Origin of the sequence: Pseudomonas sp. NPDC077451, from assembly GCF_044543345.1 — a bacterium.
GTDB lineage: Bacteria > Pseudomonadota > Gammaproteobacteria > Pseudomonadales > Pseudomonadaceae > Stutzerimonas.
Window position 1 is genome coordinate 24,492 of the sequence record NZ_JBITVX010000006.1, and the last position, 19,487, is coordinate 43,978.

Annotated in this window: 18 protein-coding genes; 8 read left to right on the top strand and 10 right to left on the bottom strand. The window is 59.7% G+C overall.

Annotation, left to right across the window (positions count from 1 at the left end):
- Positions 1 to 5: 5 nt before the first annotated feature.
- Together ACIGHL_RS11535 and ACIGHL_RS11540 are read right to left on the bottom strand one after the other, a co-directional pair.
- Positions 6 to 767, bottom strand: a complete 762-nt coding sequence (locus ACIGHL_RS11535) for a slipin family protein (protein WP_128121625.1) — start codon at positions 765 to 767, stop codon at positions 6 to 8.
- Positions 768 to 770: 3 nt separating this feature from the next.
- Entirely contained in the window at positions 771 to 2,135 is a 1,365-nt protein-coding gene (locus tag ACIGHL_RS11540; RefSeq protein WP_128121626.1) for an NfeD family protein, read from the bottom strand.
- Positions 2,136 to 2,375: 240 nt separating this feature from the next.
- Between ACIGHL_RS11540 and ACIGHL_RS11545 the strand changes: the two genes are divergently transcribed.
- The 7 genes from ACIGHL_RS11545 (at position 2,376) to ACIGHL_RS11575 (ending at position 10,311) form a co-directional block, all read left to right on the top strand.
- A complete protein-coding gene (locus ACIGHL_RS11545) occupies positions 2,376 to 3,209 on the top strand; it encodes an MBL fold metallo-hydrolase (protein ID WP_128121627.1) in 834 nt (277 codons plus the stop codon).
- Positions 3,209 to 3,424 carry a hypothetical protein gene (locus ACIGHL_RS11550; protein WP_045423854.1) on the top strand — a complete coding sequence of 72 codons (216 nt, stop codon included), beginning with the start codon at positions 3,209 to 3,211 and terminating at the stop codon, positions 3,422 to 3,424. Before ACIGHL_RS11545 ends, ACIGHL_RS11550 begins: the two co-directional genes overlap by 1 nt.
- 389 nt (positions 3,425 to 3,813) lie before the next feature.
- Positions 3,814 to 3,972, top strand: a complete 159-nt coding sequence (locus ACIGHL_RS11555; RefSeq protein ID WP_045423855.1) for a YqaE/Pmp3 family membrane protein — start codon at positions 3,814 to 3,816, stop codon at positions 3,970 to 3,972.
- 216 nt (positions 3,973 to 4,188) lie between these two features.
- Positions 4,189 to 7,692: a response regulator gene (locus ACIGHL_RS11560; RefSeq protein WP_128121628.1), complete on the top strand. Its 3,504-nt coding sequence runs from the start codon at positions 4,189 to 4,191 to the stop codon at positions 7,690 to 7,692.
- A gap of 1 nt (position 7,693) precedes the next feature.
- Positions 7,694 to 8,512, top strand: coding sequence for a CheR family methyltransferase (locus ACIGHL_RS11565; RefSeq protein ID WP_128121629.1), 819 nt, complete (start codon positions 7,694 to 7,696; stop codon positions 8,510 to 8,512).
- Positions 8,509 to 9,111 carry a chemotaxis protein CheB gene (locus ACIGHL_RS11570; RefSeq protein ID WP_128121630.1) on the top strand — a complete coding sequence of 201 codons (603 nt, stop codon included), beginning with the start codon at positions 8,509 to 8,511 and terminating at the stop codon, positions 9,109 to 9,111. The genes ACIGHL_RS11565 and ACIGHL_RS11570 overlap by 4 nt, the downstream gene beginning before the upstream one ends.
- A gap of 3 nt (positions 9,112 to 9,114) precedes the next feature.
- Positions 9,115 to 10,311, top strand: coding sequence for a hybrid sensor histidine kinase/response regulator (locus ACIGHL_RS11575; protein ID WP_446697549.1), 1,197 nt, complete (start codon positions 9,115 to 9,117; stop codon positions 10,309 to 10,311).
- 18 nt (positions 10,312 to 10,329) lie between these two features.
- Here ACIGHL_RS11575 and ACIGHL_RS11580 read toward each other — a convergent pair whose 3' ends face one another.
- The 6 genes from ACIGHL_RS11580 to ACIGHL_RS11605 form a co-directional block, all read right to left on the bottom strand.
- A complete protein-coding gene (locus tag ACIGHL_RS11580; protein WP_128121632.1) occupies positions 10,330 to 10,983 on the bottom strand; it encodes an HAD family hydrolase in 654 nt (217 codons plus the stop codon).
- Positions 10,983 to 11,984, bottom strand: coding sequence for an ABC transporter ATP-binding protein (locus ACIGHL_RS11585; RefSeq protein ID WP_128121633.1), 1,002 nt, complete (start codon positions 11,982 to 11,984; stop codon positions 10,983 to 10,985). Before ACIGHL_RS11585 ends, ACIGHL_RS11580 begins: the two co-directional genes overlap by 1 nt.
- A 269-nt stretch (positions 11,985 to 12,253) precedes the next feature.
- On the bottom strand, positions 12,254 to 13,051 hold the full coding sequence (locus tag ACIGHL_RS11590) for an ABC transporter permease (RefSeq protein ID WP_128121634.1): 798 nt from the start codon (positions 13,049 to 13,051) through the stop codon (positions 12,254 to 12,256).
- Positions 13,038 to 13,949: an ABC transporter permease gene (locus ACIGHL_RS11595; protein ID WP_241509288.1), complete on the bottom strand. Its 912-nt coding sequence runs from the start codon at positions 13,947 to 13,949 to the stop codon at positions 13,038 to 13,040. Before ACIGHL_RS11595 ends, ACIGHL_RS11590 begins: the two co-directional genes overlap by 14 nt.
- On the bottom strand, positions 13,946 to 14,749 hold the full coding sequence (locus tag ACIGHL_RS11600; RefSeq protein ID WP_128121635.1) for an alkaline phosphatase family protein: 804 nt from the start codon (positions 14,747 to 14,749) through the stop codon (positions 13,946 to 13,948). The genes ACIGHL_RS11595 and ACIGHL_RS11600 overlap by 4 nt, the downstream gene beginning before the upstream one ends.
- A gap of 243 nt (positions 14,750 to 14,992) precedes the next feature.
- Positions 14,993 to 16,051, bottom strand: a complete 1,059-nt coding sequence (locus ACIGHL_RS11605) for an ABC transporter substrate-binding protein (RefSeq protein ID WP_128121636.1) — start codon at positions 16,049 to 16,051, stop codon at positions 14,993 to 14,995.
- Positions 16,052 to 16,400: 349 nt separating this feature from the next.
- Between ACIGHL_RS11605 and ACIGHL_RS11610 the strand changes: the two genes are divergently transcribed.
- Positions 16,401 to 17,117, top strand: coding sequence for a UTRA domain-containing protein (locus ACIGHL_RS11610; RefSeq protein WP_128121637.1), 717 nt, complete (start codon positions 16,401 to 16,403; stop codon positions 17,115 to 17,117).
- A 222-nt stretch (positions 17,118 to 17,339) separates the two neighbouring features.
- Here ACIGHL_RS11610 and ACIGHL_RS11615 read toward each other — a convergent pair whose 3' ends face one another.
- Both ACIGHL_RS11615 and ACIGHL_RS11620 read right to left on the bottom strand, forming a co-directional pair.
- Complete coding sequence (locus tag ACIGHL_RS11615) at positions 17,340 to 18,383, bottom strand: hypothetical protein (protein ID WP_128121638.1); 1,044 nt, start codon at positions 18,381 to 18,383, stop codon at positions 17,340 to 17,342.
- A gap of 326 nt (positions 18,384 to 18,709) precedes the next feature.
- The gene (locus ACIGHL_RS11620) at positions 18,710 to 19,483 is read right to left on the bottom strand and encodes a hypothetical protein (protein WP_128121639.1); all 774 of its coding nucleotides are present in this window, start codon (positions 19,481 to 19,483) and stop codon (positions 18,710 to 18,712) included.
- Positions 19,484 to 19,487: the final 4 nt, after the last annotated feature.

A 19,487-nucleotide genomic window follows, 5' to 3' on the forward strand; every position in this document is an offset into this window, starting at 1 on the left:
GGTCTCTATTCATTTTTCTTGGTGAGGTTGCTCAGGCCTTGGAGCAGCTCCATAGGCAGCGGGAAGACAATGGTCGAGTTCTTGTCGCCAGCGATGTTGCTCAAGGTCTGCATGTAGCGAAGCTGCATCGCTCCTTGCTGGCGACCCAGCATTTCGGCGGCCTGCATCAGTTTCTCAGACGCCTGCAATTCGCCCTCAGCATGAATGACCTTGGCCCGCCGCTCGCGTTCCGCCTCGGCCTGCCGGGCGATGGCGCGGATCATCGATTCGTCGAGGTCCACATGCTTGATTTCGACGTTGGCGACCTTGATGCCCCAGGCGTCGGTCTGCGCGTCGAGCACTTGCTGAATGTCGTTATTGAGCTGCTCGCGTTCGGCCAGCATGTCGTCCAGATCGTGCTTGCCGAGCACCGCACGCAGCGTCGTCTGCGCCAGCTGGCTGGTGGCCGAGTGGTAATCCTCGACCTGAATGATCGCCTTTTCAGCATCCAGCACCCGGTAGTAGACCACCGCATTGACCTTCACCGAGACGTTGTCGCGCGATATTACATCTTGGGTCGGAACGTCCAGGACCAATGTGCGCAGGTCGACCCGGACCATCTGCTGGATGCCGGGAATGATCAGGATCAGCCCCGGCCCCTTGACCTTCCAGAAGCGGCCCAGCTGAAACACCACGCCGCGCTCGTATTCACGCAAGATGCGGAACGTCGAAGCCAGCAGTGCAATCACCAGCACCGCGACGACGATAAAACTCATTTCAAGACCCATGCTTCACCTCTTCTCGGTTGACGGCCTGTCGGCCGCTGTCACATCCAGTTGCAAGCCATGCCGTGCCACCACGCGGACCTGCTGGCCCACCTGCAGTGGCCCGGTCCCATGCACCTGCCAGTGTTCACCGTGTAGCTGCACCCAACCGGTGCCCGGCTCATCTGGCTTGATGCCGGTAATCTGGGTCAGTGTGCCGATCAGTTCGGCATCGCCGCTGACTATCGGTCGCCGCCGGGCTTTCAGCGCCATGCTGACGATGGCAAAGACCAGCAACGCGCTGATGACAGCAAGGGTGCCGATCAGCGCCAGCGGGATGCCGAAGCCCGGCACTTCGGTGTCGATCAGAATCACCGCGCCGGTGACGAAGGCGGCCACGCCGCCGAGGCCGAGCACGCCGAAGCTGGGAACGAAGGCCTCGGCGACCATGAACGCCAGACCCAGCAGGATCAGTGCGACGCCCGCATAGTTGACCGGCAGCATCTGCAGCGAAAACACCGCCAGCAGCAGGCAGATTCCGCCGATGACGCCGCCACCACCGGTGCCCGGGTTGGAAAATTCGAAAACCAGTCCATAGATGCCGATCATCATCAGGATCAGCGCCACGCTGGGGTTGGTGATCACGGTCAGCAGGCGCACCCGCCAGTCCGGGTCATGGCGCTCGAGCGCGGCGTCGGCAGTCTGCAGCGTGCGCGTGCCTGCGCGGGTCTCGACCGTCTTGCCATTCAGCTGGGTCAGCAGGTCATCGAGATCGCTAGCCAGGTAGTCGACCACGTTCTGCTCCAGCGCCTCGGCTGCCGAGAGGCTGACGGCCTCTCGCACCGCCCGCTCGGCCCATTCGGCATTGCGCTCGCGCAGTTGCGCCAGACCGCGAATGTACGCTGCTGCGTCGTTGACCTGTTTGCGGCTCATGGCGTCGCCGCTGTTTTCATTTTCCTTCTCGGCATCCGGTGAAGGCACCGGTGTGCCCCCACCGCCACGGATCTGCACCGGAGTCGCGGCGCCCAGGTTGGTGCCGGGAGTCATCGCGGCGATGTGGCTGGCGTAGAGCAGGTAGGTGCCGGCGCTGGCCGCCCGCGAGCCGCTGGGCGTGACATAGGTGGCTATAGGCACCGGGCTGGCGAGGATTGTCTTGATCATGGCGCGCATCGAGCTATCCAGCCCGCCGGGCGTGTCCAGCTCCAACACCAGCAGCTGCGCATCAGCCTCCTGCGCCTTTTGGATGCCGCGGATGACGTAGTCGGCGCTAGCCGGGCCGATAATCCCGTCTACTCGCAGCACCATGACCGGGTCGGCCGCATGTGCAGCACTGGCGAAGGCCAGCAGCACGCCAAGCAGCCAGGCGAATCGATGAGTGAAGCGACGGTGCATCAGCGGTGACTCCCAGGTCGACGGCAAGCCGGTGATTGATCGAGGCAGTCCTCAGAGGATAGTCCAGCCAGCCGCAGGTTCCTCTCCATCGTGCCGGGCCTTGCCTCAGGTCATCGATCAATGGCGCCGACACCTGAACTCTGCGCGGTAGGTGAGCCTCACAACTCATACGAGGCTGAACAAAGGGGCTCGACCGCGCAGCGTTCCGTTGCGTGATGCTCCGCTCCTGAGGAGATCTCCATGCGCGTTCATCATCTCAATTGCGGCTGTATGTGCCCGGTCGGCGGCAAGTTGTTCGACGGATTCAGCAGTGGGTTGACCGCCAGCCTGGTGTGCCACTGTCTGTTGATCGAGACCGATGGGCATGGGCTGGTGCTGGTCGATACCGGCTTTGGCAGCTGCGATGTGCTGGAGCCACGCAAGCGACTCAGTTCGTTCTTCATTGCCTTCAACAACATCAAGTTCGAGCGTCGCTTCACGGCGCTGGAGCAGGTTCGGCAGTTGGGTTTCAGCGCGGATGACGTGCAGCACATCGTGCTCACCCATCTGGATTTCGACCACGCCGGTGGGCTCGCGGACTTTCCCAATGCCCAGGTGCACGTGCTTCAGCGCGAGATGGACGCGGCGCGCTCGACCCACAGCTTCCTCGGCCACCGCCGCTATCGCCACCAGCAATGGGACGAGGTGCGCCACTGGCAGTTCTACGAGCCGGGCGGGGACACCTGGTTCGGTTTTCAGGCGGTACGCGAGTTGCGCGGCTTGCCGCCGGAGATCTTGCTGATTCCGCTCACCGGGCACACCCATGGCCACGCCGGCGTCGCGCTGGATACCGGCCACGGTTGGCTGCTGCACGCCGGTGACGCTTATTTCTACCGCGATGAAGTCGGCCAGATCAAACGTCATTGCACGCCGGGGCTGCGCTTCTATCAGCGCATGATGGAGACCGATCGCACGGCGCGCCTGGCCAACCAGCATCGGCTCTGGACCCTGTCGCTGGAACACAAGGACGAGGTGACGCTGTTCTGCAGCCATGATGCCAAGGAGCTTGAACGCATGCGGGCGAGGTCGGTTTGATGGGGCAGCCAGAGGATGATCGCGTCGGCGGCGCGGTGCGCACCATGATGGGCTACGTGCGGTGGGTCGGTTTCGTAGCCTGTTCGCTGGCGGCGTTGGGCTACGCAGTGATCGGCAACTTCAACATGACCGGGCTGATGCTGGCGCTGGCCGTGCTGTCGTGGATCAACATCCGGCGCAAGCGCAACAGGCCTGAACCGCCAAGGCACCGGTAGCGGCACTGGCTCGGGAATCCGGTTGTCATGTTCGACCTTTCGCGTATGGCGACGGGCTTGATCGATCTGCGATAGTCCGCTGGCTGAAGCGATACTGCTTGGCGTTGCGCGCGGCTCACAAGGCAGGCGGCATCTGCGCATTCAGCTGACCCAATTCCATGGCCAGCCGCGTTCTCTCTCTCGTGCACCCGTTGGGTGCCCCTGGCGACTCAAACGGTCGCTACCGGATGCTTAAAATCACTGCCGTCTCGGTTGTGGTTGTTCCATCGAACTCCCAGGTCCTGTGGCCCTGCCAGCCCCTGATTCCCGCCGGAAAGGAACCCCTCTCCGGCGATCCGGTCGATTCACAGTAAGCCAATTGGCCAAAACCAGACTGAGGGGGAACCACAATGGACCTGATTCGCATCATCATCGCTATATTGCTGCCGCCGCTAGGGGTGTTCCTGCAAGTCGGCCTGGGTGGCGCCTTCTGGCTGAATATTCTGCTGACGCTGTTGGGCTATATACCCGGCATCATTCACGCAGTCTGGATCATCGCCCGTCGCTGAGGGTTGATCAGCTAGCAACAGGGCTCGGCCATTCGGCCGGGCTTTTTTGTGCTCGCAAGCGAGGCGGTGTACAGTCCGCGGTCGACTGCGCGCGTTGTGGCATCTCGCGCGAATCACCAAGAACTTGTCGGGATCGGAGGCGTTCGCTGGTGGCGACGCAGCCGCCCGCGTGGCCGTGGGTCACTGTTGCTCGCACAGTACCCAGGAAGGAACCAGATGGGCGACTCTTTCATCGATCAGAATCACTTCAAGCGAATCCTCAACCGCAACGTGGCGGTGCCCCTCGGTTTCGGTTTCCTCAGCGCGTTTTTCTTCAGCGCCATCGTTTACTTCCTGCTCAACGTCAGTCACTGGGTCGAGCGCTCCGTGGTGGGCGTTGCTTACGCTCACGACATGCTGAAAGTGATGGGTGATCTGGAAGCCTCGATGCGAGGCTATCTGATTGCTGGGGACGATGCTTTTCTCGAACCCTACCGAAACGAACTGCCCGTATTCGAGAACCAGTTCGACCTGATTGCCGATTACGCCGCCGATGATCCGGTACAGCTGAATCGTGTCGAGCGCCTTGGTCGGCTGCATGAGCAATGGGTGGCGTTTTCCGAGGAGGCGATCGCCCGCAGGGCTCGCAACGAATCCGTTGTTGAATATGTGCGCAGTCAGGAAGGGTTGAAGCTGAAGGAAGAACAGCGTCGGCTGCTCAACGACTTCATTGCCTACGAACGACAAATCCGAGCCGAACGTACCGATACGTCCGAAACGATCACCACCGCGCTGATCGGCGCGTTTCTGCTGTTCAGTCTGATTTTTAGCGGCCTGCTGGTCTATTTCGGGCGGCGCGACCTGATCAGTTTGTCGGACAGCTATTCGGAGTCGCTCGAACAGCAACAGGCGCATGCCGCCGCACTGGAAAAGCAGGCCTGGTATCGAAACGGTCAGACCCAGCTCAGCGAGTCTATGATCGGCGAGCAGGCCTTGCCGACGCTGGGCCAGAACGTGCTTGGTTTCTTGGCGCGCTACCTCGGCGTTGCGGTCGGGGCGCTGTATGTCACCCAGGAAGGCAAACTGCAGCGGGTTGCGGAATTCGGCTGGGATCGGGACCGGTTACATGCCGGCCGCAATCTTGAGCTGGGCGAGGGATTGGTGGGCCAGGTGGCGTTGGAACGTCGCGTAGTGCAGCTCGACAATGTGCCGCAGGGTTATCTGAACGTGAGTTCGGCGCTGGGCAGCGCCGCCGCCTCGTCCGTACTGATCTTCCCGGTGGAAGACAGCGGCATGCTCAACGCCGTGCTGGAAGTCGGCTTCTTGCGACCCCTGCGTGACGAGGACAATGAGTTGCTGCGGCGGGTCAGCGAAAATATCGGCTCGGCTATCGAGGCTGCACGCTATCGCCAGCGACTGCAGCGCATGCTTGCTGAAACCCAGCAGCTCAACGAGGAATTACAGGTCCAGCAAGAAGAGCTGCGCGCGGCCAATGAAGAGCTCGAGGAGCAATCCAACGCCTTGCGCGAGTCGCAGGCGCACATGGAAGAGCAGCAGGCCGAGCTGGAACAGACCAACGAGCAACTTGCGGAGCACTCCGAAGAGCTCGCCCGCCAGCGCGACCAGATGGATCTCAAGAACAACCGGCTGCACGAAGTGCAGTTGATGCTCGAAGAGCGCGCCGATGAGTTGCAGCGCGCCAGTCGTTACAAATCGGAATTCCTCGCCAACATGTCCCACGAGCTGCGCACGCCGCTGAACAGCTCGCTGATTCTGTCTAAATTGCTGGCCGACAATCCGCACGGCAATCTGCAGGAAGACCAGGTGCAGTTTGCGCGCTCGATCTATTCGGCGGGTAATGACCTGCTTAATCTGATCAACGACATTCTGGATATCTCGAAGGTCGAGGCCGGCAAGCTGGATGTCCATCCCGAGCTGTTGATTCTCACGCGACTGGTCGATGGCCTGAAGAGCCTGTTTCTCGCCCAAGCGCTGGAAAAGTCGCTGCAGTTCAATGTCGAGCTGGCCGAGGACTTGCCGCCGAGCCTTTATACCGACCGCCAGCGGCTGGAGCAGATTCTCAAGAACCTTTTGTCCAACGCTTTCAAGTTCACCGAGAAGGGCTCGGTAGAACTTCGGGTGACTCGCCGTGACGACCAACAGATAGCCTTTGCCGTGCGTGATTCCGGAATCGGTATCCCTGCCGACCAGCAGGAAGTCATCTTCGAAGCCTTCCGTCAGGCCGATGGCACCACCAACCGGCGTTATGGCGGCACCGGGCTGGGCTTATCCATCTCCCGTGAGCTGGCCCAACTGCTCGGCGGCACCATTGAAGTCAGTAGCGAACCGGGCGCCGGCAGTGTGTTCACATTGATCGTTCCGGAGAACTACAGCGCCCCGGTGGCCGAGCAGGAACCCGAGCCGTTGCCTGAGCCGAAGTCGTTCAATATCCCGGACGCGCCGGCACCGGTTGCGACGCCGATCACCGCGACACCGAGACCGGTGCCGGAGCAGGGCGTGGCGACCCTTACGGATGACCGCGAGCGCTTCCCGTTCGAGCGTTCGGTGCTGGTGATCGAAGATGAGCCGCAATTTGCCGGCATCCTTCGAGACCTGGCCCATGAACTGAAGTACAGCTGTCTGATCGCGCAGAACGCCGATCACGGTTTCGACACGGCTGTGCAGTACCGTCCCGATGCGATCCTGCTGGACATGCGGCTGCCGGACCATTCCGGTCTTACGGTGCTCGAGCGGCTCAAGGAAAACCCCATCACACGGCACATTCCGGTGCACATCGTGTCGGTGGAAGACCGCAAGGAAGCTGCGCTGCAGATGGGGGCCATCGGCTACGCCACCAAGCCGACCACCCGCGAGGACCTTAAGGCTGTGTTCGGCCTCTTCGAAGCCAAGCTGGAGCAGAAGGTCAAACGTATCCTGCTGGTCGAAGATGATGCGCGTCAGCGTGAAAGCGTGTCGCGGCTGATCGAGGACGTGGACATCGAAATCACCGCCGTGGAGTTCGGCGAGCAGGCTCTGGAGCTGCTGCGCTCCACCGTGTTCGATTGCATGATCATCGACCTCAAGCTGCCGGACATGGACGGCCACGAGCTGCTCGAACGCATGGCGCGTGAAGATATCTGCTCCTTCCCACCGGTCATCGTTTATACCGGACGCAACCTGACTCGCGACGAAGAGGGTGCGCTGCTGAAATATTCGCGCTCGATCATCATCAAAGGCGCACGGTCGCCGGAGCGCCTGCTCGACGAAGTCACGTTGTTCCTGCACAAGGTCGAATCCGATATGCCGCCGGAGCGGCAGAAGATGCTCAAAAGCGTGCGCAGCCGAGAAAAGGCCTTCGAGGGCCGCAAGATCCTGGTGGTCGACGACGACGTGCGTAACGTTTTCGCCTTGACCAGCGCACTGGAGCAGAAGGGCGCGCTGATCGAGATCGCCCGCAACGGTCACGAAGCCATCGCTCAGTTGCAAAATGTCGGCGACATCGATCTGGTGCTGATGGACATCATGATGCCGGAGATGGATGGATTCACTGCCATGCAGGAGATCCGCAAGGATCCGCGCTTCGCCAAACTGCCGATCATCGCAGTGACCGCCAAGGCGATGAAAGACGATCAGGATCGCTGCCTGCGGTCGGGTGCCAACGATTACCTGGCCAAGCCCATCGATCTGGACCGTCTGTTCTCGCTGATCCGTGTCTGGCTGCCGAAAGTGGAGCTGCTGTGACATGCCGGACCGCAACCAAGCCATCGAGCTGAAGCTGCTGATCGAAGCGATCTACCTGCGCTACAGCTACGATTTTCGCGACTACTCCAGTGCTTCGCTCAAGCGCCGCGTGCTGCTGGCGCTCAAGCAAATGCAGTGCGAGAACATCTCGGCGCTCCAGCGCCGGATTCTCTACGATCCGCAGGCGTTCATGGAGCTGCTGCAGTTTCTCACCATTCCGGTGAGCGAGATGTTCCGCGACCCCAGCTATTACCTGGCGTTGCGCGAGCAAGTGATACCGGTGTTGTGCACCTATCCGTCATTGAAGATCTGGATTGCCGGCTGCAGCACGGGCGAAGAGGTCTACTCGATGGCCATCTTGCTCAAAGAAGAAGGATTGCTCGATCGCACTATCTTGTACGCGACCGACATCAATCCAAGGTCACTCGAACGTGCGCGCCAGGGCATCTTCAACATCGACAACATGCGCCAGTACACCAGTAACTATCAAGGTGCCGGTGGCAAGCACAGCCTGAGCGATTACTATACGGCGGCCTATGACTCGGCAATCATGGATAAGTCATTGAAAGAAAACATCACGTTCGCCGATCACAGTTTGGCGACCGATAGCGTTTTCGCAGAGACCCAGTTGATTTCCTGCCGCAACGTGCTGATCTACTTCAACAAGCCGCTGCAGAACCGCGCCTTCGGCCTGTTCTACGACTCGCTCTGCCACCGCGGGTTTCTCGGTCTTGGCAGCAAGGAAACCGTTGAGTTTTCCGGGTATGCCGAACAGTTCGAGGCGTTCGACAAGCCGGAAAGGGTGTTCCGCAAACTATGACGCTCACTGCCGCTGAAGCCTTTTCTCAACCGCTCGACCGACCCGTGGATGCCGTGGTAATCGGTGCGTCCGCCGGCGGTTTGGCTGCGCTCAGCGCGTTGGTGACCGGGTTGCCTCGAACCTATCGCTTGCCGCTGCTGATGGTTCAGCACGTGCCGGCAACCGGGCCGACGCAGCTGGTCGAAATCTTCCAACGCAAAACCGATCTGGCCGTGAAGGAAGCGGGCGACAAGGAGCCCGTTTGCGGCGGCACGCTCTACTTCGCAGCGCCGGGTTATCACCTGTTGGTCGAGGCGGACATGAGCCTGTCGCTTAGCCAGGATGATGCGATGCATTTCTCCAGACCCTCAATCGACGTGCTCTTCGAGTCGGCGGCTGATGCCTGGGGCGAGCGTGTCGCCGGGATTCTTCTGACAGGCGCCAACGAGGACGGCGCCGCCGGTCTTGAGGCGATCAAGCAGGCCGGCGGCCTCACAATTGTTCAGGACCCTGGCGAAGCCGAGGTCCCGACCATGCCACTTGCAGCACTCCAGCGCTTCGCGCCGGATTACATTTTGCCCTTGCGCGATATCCATCGACTGTTGCGTGAACTGGAGTGACCCATGCTCGAACACACCGATGAAGCGAACCTGCTGATAGTCGATGATCTACCTGAGAACCTGCTGGCGCTGGATGCGCTGCTGAAAGGCCCAGGTATCCACGTGCATCAGGCTGAGTCGGCTGAGCAGGCGCTCGAGCTGCTGCTACGCCATGAGTTCGCGCTGGCCATACTCGACGTACAGATGCCTGGCATGGACGGCTTTCAGTTGGCCGAACTGATGCGCAGCACCGAGCGCACCAAGCCGATTCCGATCGTCTTCGTCAGCGCGGCCGGACGCGAGCTCGACTACGCATTCAAGGGCTACGAGAGCGGGGCCGTCGACTTCATGCAGAAGCCGTTGGATACCCATGCAGTGCGCAGCAAGGTCAGCGTGTTCGTCGACCTGTATCGCAATCGCAAGCGCCTGGCGCGTCAGCTTGAAGAGCTGGAGCGCAGTCGCCGCGAGCAGGAAGTGTTGCTCGACGAGCTGCGCAGCACCAAGGTCGAGCTAGAGAATGCGGTGCGTATGCGCGATGACTTCATGTCCATTGTTTCCCATGAGCTGAAGACGCCGCTCAACACCCTCATCCTCGAAGTGCAGTTGCGCAAGCTGCAACTTGGCCGCAAGAACCTTGCTGCATTCAGCGATGACAAGCTGCAACAGATGGTCGACAAGGATGAACGGCAGATCCAGAGCCTGATCCGGCTGATTGATGACATGCTCGATGTCTCGCGGATCCGTACCGGCAAACTGTCGATTCGGCCGACGCAGGTGGATCTGGGAAAGCTCGTAGCCAGCGTGGTGGAGAATTTCGCCCCGCAGATGGAAGCGAGTGGTTGCACATTGCTGTTCCAGCGCCCGGAACCGGTGATCGGTCTTTGGGACGAGTTTCGTATCGAGCAGGTGTTGGCGAACCTGTTGACCAATGCCATGCGTTACGGCGCCGGCAAACCGGTGCAGGTGAACGTCAGTACTACCGCAGCGGGCGCCTGCATCGAGGTGCGCGATCACGGCATCGGTATAAGCCAGAAGAGTCTGGCTCGAATCTTCTGTCAGTTCGAGCGAGCTGAAGGTAGCGAGAGTAGCGCCGGACTCGGGCTAGGTTTGTTCATCGCCGAGCAGATCATCAAGGCGCACAGCGGCCGCATTCAGGTCGAGAGCGAAGAGGGAAAGGGCGCGCTGTTCCGTGTTCTGCTGCCGCTGAACGCCGGAGCCTGAGGCGGCCCCAGGCGAAACTCAGACCCAGCTCAGTTGCGGCCAGCCCTTGGCCTCCGCTTGCTCGCGCAGCAGTGGATCAGGATTCACCACGTGTGGGTGCGCCACTTGCTCGAGCAGCGGCAGATCGTTGATCGAGTCGGAGTAGAAATACGCCCCCTCCAGCGACTCACCCTCAGCTTCAGCCCACTCGCGCAACCGACTGACTTTGCCTTCTCGGTACGTGAGCACCCCACGGGTGTTGCCACTGTAGAAACCGTGCTGTTCTTCCAACTGGATCGCCAGCACATCCCCGATGCCAAGTCGGCTGGCCACTGCTTCGACCAGAAACGCTGCCGAAGCGGAGATCACCAGGATGCGGTCACCTGCTTTGCGGTGCTGAGCGACCTGGCGCATGGCATCGCTGTAGATCAGCGGCTCGATCACGTCCTCAATGAAGGGCTCGACAACATGAGCCACTTCTTCCGCCGTGCGGCCCACCAGCGGGGTCAGGCTGAAGGCCATGTAGTCTTCCATCGCCAGCGTGCCGAAGGCGTACTCGGCCATCAGCTCGGCGTCCTTGCGCAGAAAGGATTCCCCGTCCACCCAGCCGATCTTGGCCATCTCGTGCGCCCATAGGCTGGCGCAATCACCGTCAATCAAGGTTTCGTCCAGGTCAAAAATTGCCAGTGCCATCAAGCCACCTCGTGAATTGCCGAAGCGTCGATGGTAAGGCTTACCTGGCGGCCGTGGGGATAGAGATCGGCGGCAGAGCGGTTGAGCACGTCCACCATCAGGTCGACATCGCGCGCTTCGACGCGGTAGCGGATCACATTGCCCAGCAGGCTGTGGCTCTTTATGACCGCCGCGATCCCCTCGTTGCTTCCTGATGAATTGACCAGGGCAATGGCTTCCGGTCGGATCGCCACTTTCGAATGAACAGGGCGTTGCAACAGTCGTGAGGCGACATCGGCGGCGAGCAGGTTGTAGTTGCCGATGAAGCCCGCGGCGAAGGCACTCACAGGCGAGGTGTACAGGGTCTCGGCATCGGCGCTCTGGACGATGCGTCCGGCGTTCATCAGGAGGATGCGATCAGACAGCGTCAGTGCTTCTTCCTGATCATGGGTGACGAAGATAGTGGTCAGCCCCAACTCCTGCTGGATCGCACGGATCTGTTCACGCAGGTGCTTGCGGATACGCGCATCCAACGCCGACAGGGGTTCGTCCAGCAGCAGCAGGCGAGGGCGGGTGACCAGCGAGCGTGCCAGGGCCACCCGCTGGCATTGCCCGCCGGAGAGCTGGCTCGGGTAGCGGCGGGCGAAGTCGCCTAGCTCGACCATCGCCAGCACCTCGGCCACCCGCCTGGCGCTTTCATCGCTGGCAATCTTCTGCATGCGCAGACCGAAGGAGACGTTCTGTTCCACCGTCATGTTGGGAAACAGTGCGTAACTCTGGAAGACCATGCCGATCTGGCGCTTTTGCGGTGAGGTGGGCACTAGATCCTCGCCATCCAGCAAGATCTGACCACCGTCGACCTCGGTGAGCCCGGCGATGCAGCGCAACAGCGTGGACTTGCCACAGCCTGAGGGGCCGAGCAATGTAATCAGCTCTCCTTTGGCTATCTCGCAGTCGATATCGGTGAAGACCTGGGTGTCGCCATAGGATTTGTGCAGGTTGCGAATGCTGAGGTAGCTCATGAATGTTCCTGTCTCGAATAGCCGCAGCGGTGGTCGTAGTCCGTCTTAAAAGGGTGGCAATGAGGTGCTCCATTTCAGCCGCCCCGCTGCTATTGCGTAGGGTGGGCTTCAGCCCAACGCTTCTTCGGCGGGGCTCTCTCTGGCGGGCTAAAGCCCGCCCTACAAAATCTCGAGCCCACCTCCCGGCACGCCCGGTGAGTCACGTAGGGTGGGCTTCAGCTCACCGAGGAAACGCCGACCTAGCCCGGCCCTCTTGCTAACACGTCCCCTCAGGGCTTGTTCTGGTTCAACCGAGTCGCCGCCCAGGTGAACACCAGCACGAAGAAGAAGTAGGAAATCACCAGCGCACTGTTGAAATGGCCGCTGCTGTTTTTCATGTTGTTGAGGTACACCTGCAAGGTTTCGTAGCGGGTTCCGACCAGCAGGTTGGCAAAGACGAACTCGCCGAACAGAAACGAAAACGACAGGAACAGCGACACCATCAGCCCCTTGCGCAGGTTCGGCAGCACCACCAGAAACGCCGCCTTCCAGGTGCTGGCGCCGAGCAGGTGGGCGGCGTCCATCAGGTCGCGTAGATTGATCGCCTGCAGGTTGTTGCTGATCGCGCGATACATGAACGGCAGCGCAATGGTGAAGTAGGCGCCAATCAGGATCCATGGCGTGCCAACCATGGCCAGCGGCCCGGAGCCATAGAGCTGCAACAGGCCGACCGAGGACACCACCGGCGGCACGGCAAACGGCAGCAGGATCAGGATGTTCATCAGCCCGTCGAGCTTGGGAAAGTGGTAATGCACCACGAATAGCAGCGGCAGGATCAGCACCACCGCCAGGGTCAGCGCCCCGAGGCAGACCAGCAAGGACTGGGCGAATGCGCGCAGGAAGCGCTCTTCACTCCAGAGCTGCACATACCAGTCGAACGTCAGCCCGTCCGGCAGGATGGTCGCTGACCAACTGCTTGAGATCGAGTAGAGAAAGGTCGCTGCCAGGGGTAGCAACAAGATGAGGAACAGCAGCCACACCACCGTGCGGTGGTACAGCGCACCGCGTTTGGCTTCAGCGGCCCGCATGGTAGCTCCTCCTGAGCAGCAGCTGATGCGCCACGGTGATCACGCCCATCAACCCAACCAATACCATCGCCAATGCGCTCGCCATGTTCGGATCGAGGGAAATATCGCCGGAAATCATCGCCGCGATGCGGATCGGCAACACGTTGAAGTTGCCGGTGGTGAGGTAATAAACCGTGGCATAGGCCCCCAGCGCATTGGCCAGCAGGATGACGAAGGTGCCCAGCAGTGCCGGCGTCAGTACCGGCAGGCCGATATAACGCCAGTAGCCCCAGGTGCCCGCACCCAGCAACGAGGCTGACTCACGCCAGTCCTCGCGCAGTGCATCGAAGGCGGGGTAGAGCAGCAGCACGCCCAGCGGGATCTGAAAGTAGGTGTAGAGCACGATCAGTCCGGTCTTGGAGTAGAGATTGAAGTCCTCGATAATGCCGGCCTGCTTGAGCAGGATCGTCAGCGCCCCGTTGAAGCCGAGCAGAATGACGAAGGCGAACGCGAGCGGTACCCCGGCGAAGTTGCTGGTCATGTTGGAAAAGGCCATGACGAAGTCGCGCAACTTCGAATCGACCTGGCGCAGCGAGTAGCTACCGAGGATGGCGATGACGATGCCGAACAGGCTGGACCAGAAGGCGATCTGCAAGCTGTGCTTGATAGCCTGTAGATAGAACTTGGAGCCGAAGATTTTCTCGAAATTGGCCAGGCTCCAGCCGTTCGCCGTGTTCAGGCTGTTGAGCGTGACCCACAGCAACGGGGCAATCTGAAAGGCGAAAAAGAACACGGCGAACGGCAGCAGGCAGAGCAGCGCCAGCCATTTGCCGCGCGGCGCCTGACGGTTTGCGATTCTAGGGACAGCACCGTCTCGAATGGCTGCAGTCTTGAGATTGTCTTCAAGCGGCGCGCTCATTTCAGCAAGTCCTGGCACAGGGGCTTGTCATGGGCCACGCCGAGCAACTCGCATAATGTTCCGCATAACTCAGTCTGTTTCGGCCGTGCGCCTGGGTCGAGGCTGAAAGCTAAACCCAGAACGAACAGTGGCACCTCGCGCTCCTCGGGCAATAGGCCGTTGTGGGAGCGATCGTTGTTCATGCCGTGATCGGCCGTCACCATGACTTGGTAACCATCGTCCAGCCAGCGCTGCAGGTGGTCGGCGAGGAGGATATCGGCGCGGCGCGCGGCGTTGCGATACTGGGACGAATCCAGGCCGTGCTTGTGGCCGGCGTCGTCGATGTTCATCGGATGTACCAGCAGGAAGTCGGGACTGAACCGCAGCCGCAGGCTTTCCGCGTCAGCAAACAAATGCGAATCGGGGTAGTGATCCTCGTAATAGAAGTGACCGTGCTGGATCGGCAGTTCGGGCGTTTCGCTATGACGATCGCGTGCCGCCAGGAAAGGCGCGCGGTTATAGAGCTCGCTGACCCAGTGATAGGCCGCGGCCGCTGTGCTCAAACCAGCGTCGCGGGCGTAATGGAAGATGCTGCGCTCGGTGGATAGCCGCACCACGTCGTTATGCACCACGCCACTGTCGATTGGTGTCACGCCGGTCAGGATGCATTCATAAAGGGGGCGAGACAGCGCGGGTAATTCACATTCCAAGCGGTACAGCGCGCCCCGGCCGGCCACGCAATAGGCCTGCAGATGGCCGAGTGCGTGCTCCGCGACCTGATAGCTGAGGCCGTCGAGCACAACGAGGATGGCTTTGCCCATGGGACTTTTCCTTATCAGCAGTGGGCCGTAGGGTGGGCCGGCCGGCGCTCCACTTCAGCCCACCGTTTCTTCTGCGGGACTTTCTCTGGTGGGCTAAAGCCCACCCTACAAAAACCCGACCCAACCCGTCTTCCGGCACACCTGGTGCGCGTCGTAGGGTGGGCTTCAGCCCACCGCCTGCGTGCTGGCAGGCTGAAGTGGGGCGCCGCTCACCACCTTACGACCCTGTCGGTTGGCAGCCGATCACTCCATTTCGATGATTACGTTTTCCTGCCACTGCTGTGGTAGGGCCTTGGAAGTTGCTTCCCAGGCATCGGCGTTCTCGATCGGCTTGACCTTGACGTACTGCTCGTTCGGCAGCAGCTTGGCCTGCACTTCGGAGGGCAGTGTCAGGTGCTCGGCGCGGATCGGCCGGGCGTTGCCCTTGGCCAGGTTGATCTGCCCGGCATCGGAGAGGATGTATTCGCGGGCGAGCTTGGCGGCGTTGGGGTGTTTGGCCCACTTGTTGATGATGGTCGTGTAGCCGGAAATCACCGAGCCATCGGACGGAATCACGACCTCGAAGCGGCTGGGATCGATCTGGTCGCGGTACGACAGGCCATTGAAGTCCCAGACCACACCCACTTCCACTTCGCCGCGTTCCAGCGTCTGGATCGTCGGGTTCGACAGCGACAAGCGGCCCTGCTTGGCGATGTCGGCGAAATAATCCAGGCCCGGCTGGATGTTCGTCTCGTCCCCACCGTTGGCGATGGCCGCGGCCAGTACGCCATTGACCGCTTGTGCAGCAGCGCTGACATCGCCGATGGCGACTTTGTACTGACCATCCTTCAGCTCGGCCCAGGAGGTCGGCACATCCTTGACCAGCTGCGTGTTGACGATAAAGGCGATGGAGCCGGTATAGGCCAGCATCCAGTGACCGTCCTTGTCCTTGGCCCATTCGGGAATCTGGTCCCATGTGGTGGGCTTATATGGCTGGGTAACACCTTGCTGGACGGCGATCGGCCCGAAGGCGGCGCCGACGTCACCGATGTCGGCCGTGGCATTGTCTTTTTCGGCTGCGAACTTGGCGATCTCCTGGGCCGAACTCATGTCGGTGTCCATATGCTTGAGACCGTACTTTTGCTCAAGGTCCTGCCAGGTGTCCTTCCAGTTGGCCCAGCTGTCTGGCATGCCGACGCTATTAACCTCACCTTCCGCGCGAGCCGCCTCTTCGAGCGCTTTCAGATCCGTTTGTGCAGCGTTCGCCGATGTCGCCAGGGCGATCGCTGATCCCAGTAGTGAAGCCAGCAGCAGTCGTTTCATTCGAAGCTCCTTACGCAGGTCGATTGGTCTAGATCAGTTCGATGCAACCAAACTAGGGGGTGCAAGTGACAGTTTGATGTCGTTGCCTCCGCCATCGCCGTAACGGGCGACACTGCGACAGGAGTGCCGTAACAAGCCTAGCGCACGCGCAAAACCCTGCCTGAAAAGGCCTGCACAGTTTTTTTGTCCGTAGTGCACCGCGTCATCTATAAGGTCCGCGGGCTGTTTTTGCCGCTGCATTGTCATGCGACAGTCATCGTTACGCTCTAGCGTTACCCGCCATCAACCGGGAAAAGACGGCAGCCCGTGCCCCGCTTTGGTCCTTGGTATAGTCCAGTGAGAAAAGACGATGCGCGATGAAGTGCCGCGGACGGTGACGGCGATCTGTAGCTCGCTACAGGAACAGATCCGTCATGGCTTGCTGCAGCCGGGCGGGCAGTTGCCGTCCGAGCGAAAGCTCAGTGAGCTGTTCGCCACCACACGCATCACGCTACGCGAAGCCTTGGGGCAGCTGGAATCCCTCGGCATGATCTATCGCGAAGACCGTCGTGGCTGGTTCGTGTCGCCACCCCGGGTGCTCTACAACCCGCTGGTGCGGAGCCATTTCCACGCGATGGTGGGCGAACAGGGCCGTTTGCCTGCTACCGAGGTGCTGTCGGCAAGGCTGCAGCCTGCTACTGCGGAGATTTGTTCGCGCCTGGAGCTTGCGGCGTTATCGAGCGTCATCCAGATCCGCCGCGCACGCCGCATCGACGGCCGCCTCGTACTCTACGTCGAGCACTACCTGAACCCAGCCCACTTCCCGGGCATCCTAAAGTACGACCTGACCTGCTCACTTACCGAGCTGTACGCCAGCGAATACGGTATCCATTACGGTCGCGTCCGCTTCGACATGGTCCCCACCGCCCTCCACCCGGAAGCCGCCACCACCCTACGCACCGCCCCCGGTAGCCCAGCCCTGCGCATCACCCGTCTAAACCGTGATCAGCACGAGCGGATCATTGACTGCGATGTAGAGTATTGGCGGCATGATGCGATTCATGTGTGTGTAGAGGTGCCGGAGTAGGGTGATAAGTTGGCGACGTTGCGGCAGATGCATTTCGGACTAGGTGCGGGACATTGCCTGCTTCCCCTGCTCCGGCGCGTTTTGGGCGGCCGAAGCTAATCGACATAGCGCACATGCCCGCCCATGAGATAGAGACGGCCAGTAATGCCGCGGGCATGCGCTGGCGTTGTAGCGGGTAGCTATGTGGGCATTCTTAGGGTTGGTTTTCGCGGATGTCACAGGTCAATCGGCATATCGCACATGCCGATCCATCAGGTTCAAGCGGCCAGTGATGTCGTAAGCGTTGACAAGCGCCAGGTTCTTCATCACTCGGGCATCCCAGGTGGCGTCGTCTATATCGCGCCAGTAGCGCTCGGGCCGACCAATGTGACGATCATGTTCGGCAGTCACCGGATCCTGCGCGCGGTGCTCCTCGAATAGTGGGATATCCGGCAGCGGCCTGCTGGTATCCATATAGTTCTGTAGAAAGTCCCAGGCGGCGAAGTGCGGCGCCATGCTGGAGTCCTTGGGCACGATGGGGCTGAGGTCGATGGCCAGGTCGTGATAGCGATGTACCAGATGCAACTGATGCCAGATCAGCCCCTGCCGGTCTGGGCCGCTGCTGATATAGGCATCGAACTCGTAAAAGGGATTAGTGTCACCGATGGTGCCGCTGCGCTGGTACTCACCCATATTGTCGTAATCGAAGATGGTGACCATGCCTGTGCGACGGTTGAGTTCCCAGAGCGGCCCCTTGGAAGGGTGGACAAACCAGTTGGGCAGCTTATGAACGACTAGCGATCCTATGGCCCAGCAGGCGAGGGGAGGCGCTAAAAACAATGGTGCGCTTTCGATCGCAGCATGAAAGAACGCTGAGAAAAATCCGGATTTAGATTCATAGGCTTCCATCAGCAATGGAAAAGGTAAGAGCAACAGGAAAGCCCAAAAAACAAAGCGCCCCCCTCCCCATAGATAAAACCAGAACAGGCTTCGTTTGGAGAGTGAAGCATATCGATAGCGTTCGTGATCGATGATCTGGTGGTAATCCAGCACTTCGTATGCCTCCCGTTGCTCCTCCCCCATTGCCAGAGCGTTCTCACGACGTTCGGCGTCTCGCAGATAGGCTGGGGTCGTGCCGCTCAGCATGCTATGCGGCACGATGTCTTGGGTGTGCCCCCAAGGCAGACGTGAGCTGCCAAAGTGGAACAACCAACTGCGCTTGACCGCTGCTGGCTGGTCGGGGATGCGCGCCGGCTGGTAGGCGCTGGGGCAGTAGTGGGCAGTCATGGGGGCATCCTTACGGCTGGCTGTCCGGATGAGTCTGTTCATTGGCCCAGAACGGCTGCTTGGTTTTGGTGAAATATGGATGGGCGTGGTTATCAGATATAAGGGCGCGCCTTGATCCTCCACATTCAGTTATGCAGGCTGATTAGCGTGCTGCCACTCATGGTCTGGAAGTTCGATGGGCCGGTACTAGGAGGGAGGTCCGTACAAGTCCTTTCAGGGTATGGCTCATAAGCAATCATTCACTCGCATGTAACACCTGCAGAGGGAGTAATCGGCTGCTTTGTGAAATGCGCTATATCTATAGTTGGTTCGTGCTGAAAACAACTTTAAAATTGTAATACTTCTACTTTTTCTCGCGTGTGGGGGATGCTTGGGTTTTTTGAAAGTATGGCGTTAAGGATGTGGTCAAAGTCTTTTTTATCGCAGAAAACATATGTCCACCATGGTAGCGTCTTATTGATATTCTCGTTCAGCCATTCGTACTCTAGGCTTATTAGGTGGCGTGATTTGTCTATATAAATATGCTTTATTTCATCCCAGGTAAATACGTTGTGTCTGTAGAGGCTGTGAATTTCTTGGAATTGCTTTGAGTTAGCTAGGCCTAGATAAAGAAAACCCATGCCGCCAGGCCCGGCGAGTGCTATCCAAAAGGCCGAAGGATCAAGTGCGACAACGAATAGAACGGCGATAGCGGCAATAACCGTCAGCCATTTCAAGGCGATCATCCAGCCTTTACCTGGCGCTTTCCACTCGCAGACCTCTATGCCTGTTTCGGTCAGGCGATAAGCGAATTTTGTTTTTTGATGAGTTGTGCCATATAGGGCTAAGAAAAAAAGAAAAAAACCTGGCGCAGCAATAAAGAAAGTTTCGAATAATGTGAATTTTGCATTCTTATATAGTAAGAAATAGCTAAAAATCAAAGTTACGCATAGCATGAAAGCAAACATGCCATTGGCGATGGTTGTGTTGTAAGGACGCGCCTTGATCTTCCACTCCAGCAAAGCAGATTGATTAGCATGCTTCCACTGATGGTGGTTTGGAAGCTCTATGGACTTATTCCAAGGAAGAGTCTGGGGGGATTTTCTCAATGTACTGCTCATAAAT

Coding starts and splice junctions, on each gene's coding strand:
- ACIGHL_RS11535 (WP_128121625.1), bottom strand. CDS start 767: ATGGGTCTTGAAATGAGTTTTATCGTCGTCGCGGTGCTGGTGATTGCA.
- ACIGHL_RS11540 (WP_128121626.1), bottom strand. CDS start 2,135: ATGCACCGTCGCTTCACTCATCGATTCGCCTGGCTGCTTGGCGTGCTG.
- ACIGHL_RS11545 (WP_128121627.1), top strand. CDS start 2,376: ATGCGCGTTCATCATCTCAATTGCGGCTGTATGTGCCCGGTCGGCGGC.
- ACIGHL_RS11550 (WP_045423854.1), top strand. CDS start 3,209: ATGGGGCAGCCAGAGGATGATCGCGTCGGCGGCGCGGTGCGCACCATG.
- ACIGHL_RS11555 (WP_045423855.1), top strand. CDS start 3,814: ATGGACCTGATTCGCATCATCATCGCTATATTGCTGCCGCCGCTAGGG.
- ACIGHL_RS11560 (WP_128121628.1), top strand. CDS start 4,189: ATGGGCGACTCTTTCATCGATCAGAATCACTTCAAGCGAATCCTCAAC.
- ACIGHL_RS11565 (WP_128121629.1), top strand. CDS start 7,694: ATGCCGGACCGCAACCAAGCCATCGAGCTGAAGCTGCTGATCGAAGCG.
- ACIGHL_RS11570 (WP_128121630.1), top strand. CDS start 8,509: ATGACGCTCACTGCCGCTGAAGCCTTTTCTCAACCGCTCGACCGACCC.
- ACIGHL_RS11575 (WP_446697549.1), top strand. CDS start 9,115: ATGCTCGAACACACCGATGAAGCGAACCTGCTGATAGTCGATGATCTA.
- ACIGHL_RS11580 (WP_128121632.1), bottom strand. CDS start 10,983: ATGGCACTGGCAATTTTTGACCTGGACGAAACCTTGATTGACGGTGAT.
- ACIGHL_RS11585 (WP_128121633.1), bottom strand. CDS start 11,984: ATGAGCTACCTCAGCATTCGCAACCTGCACAAATCCTATGGCGACACC.
- ACIGHL_RS11590 (WP_128121634.1), bottom strand. CDS start 13,051: ATGCGGGCCGCTGAAGCCAAACGCGGTGCGCTGTACCACCGCACGGTG.
- ACIGHL_RS11595 (WP_241509288.1), bottom strand. CDS start 13,949: ATGAGCGCGCCGCTTGAAGACAATCTCAAGACTGCAGCCATTCGAGAC.
- ACIGHL_RS11600 (WP_128121635.1), bottom strand. CDS start 14,749: ATGGGCAAAGCCATCCTCGTTGTGCTCGACGGCCTCAGCTATCAGGTC.
- ACIGHL_RS11605 (WP_128121636.1), bottom strand. CDS start 16,051: ATGAAACGACTGCTGCTGGCTTCACTACTGGGATCAGCGATCGCCCTG.
- ACIGHL_RS11610 (WP_128121637.1), top strand. CDS start 16,401: ATGCGCGATGAAGTGCCGCGGACGGTGACGGCGATCTGTAGCTCGCTA.
- ACIGHL_RS11615 (WP_128121638.1), bottom strand. CDS start 18,383: ATGACTGCCCACTACTGCCCCAGCGCCTACCAGCCGGCGCGCATCCCC.
- ACIGHL_RS11620 (WP_128121639.1), bottom strand. CDS start 19,483: ATGAGCAGTACATTGAGAAAATCCCCCCAGACTCTTCCTTGGAATAAG.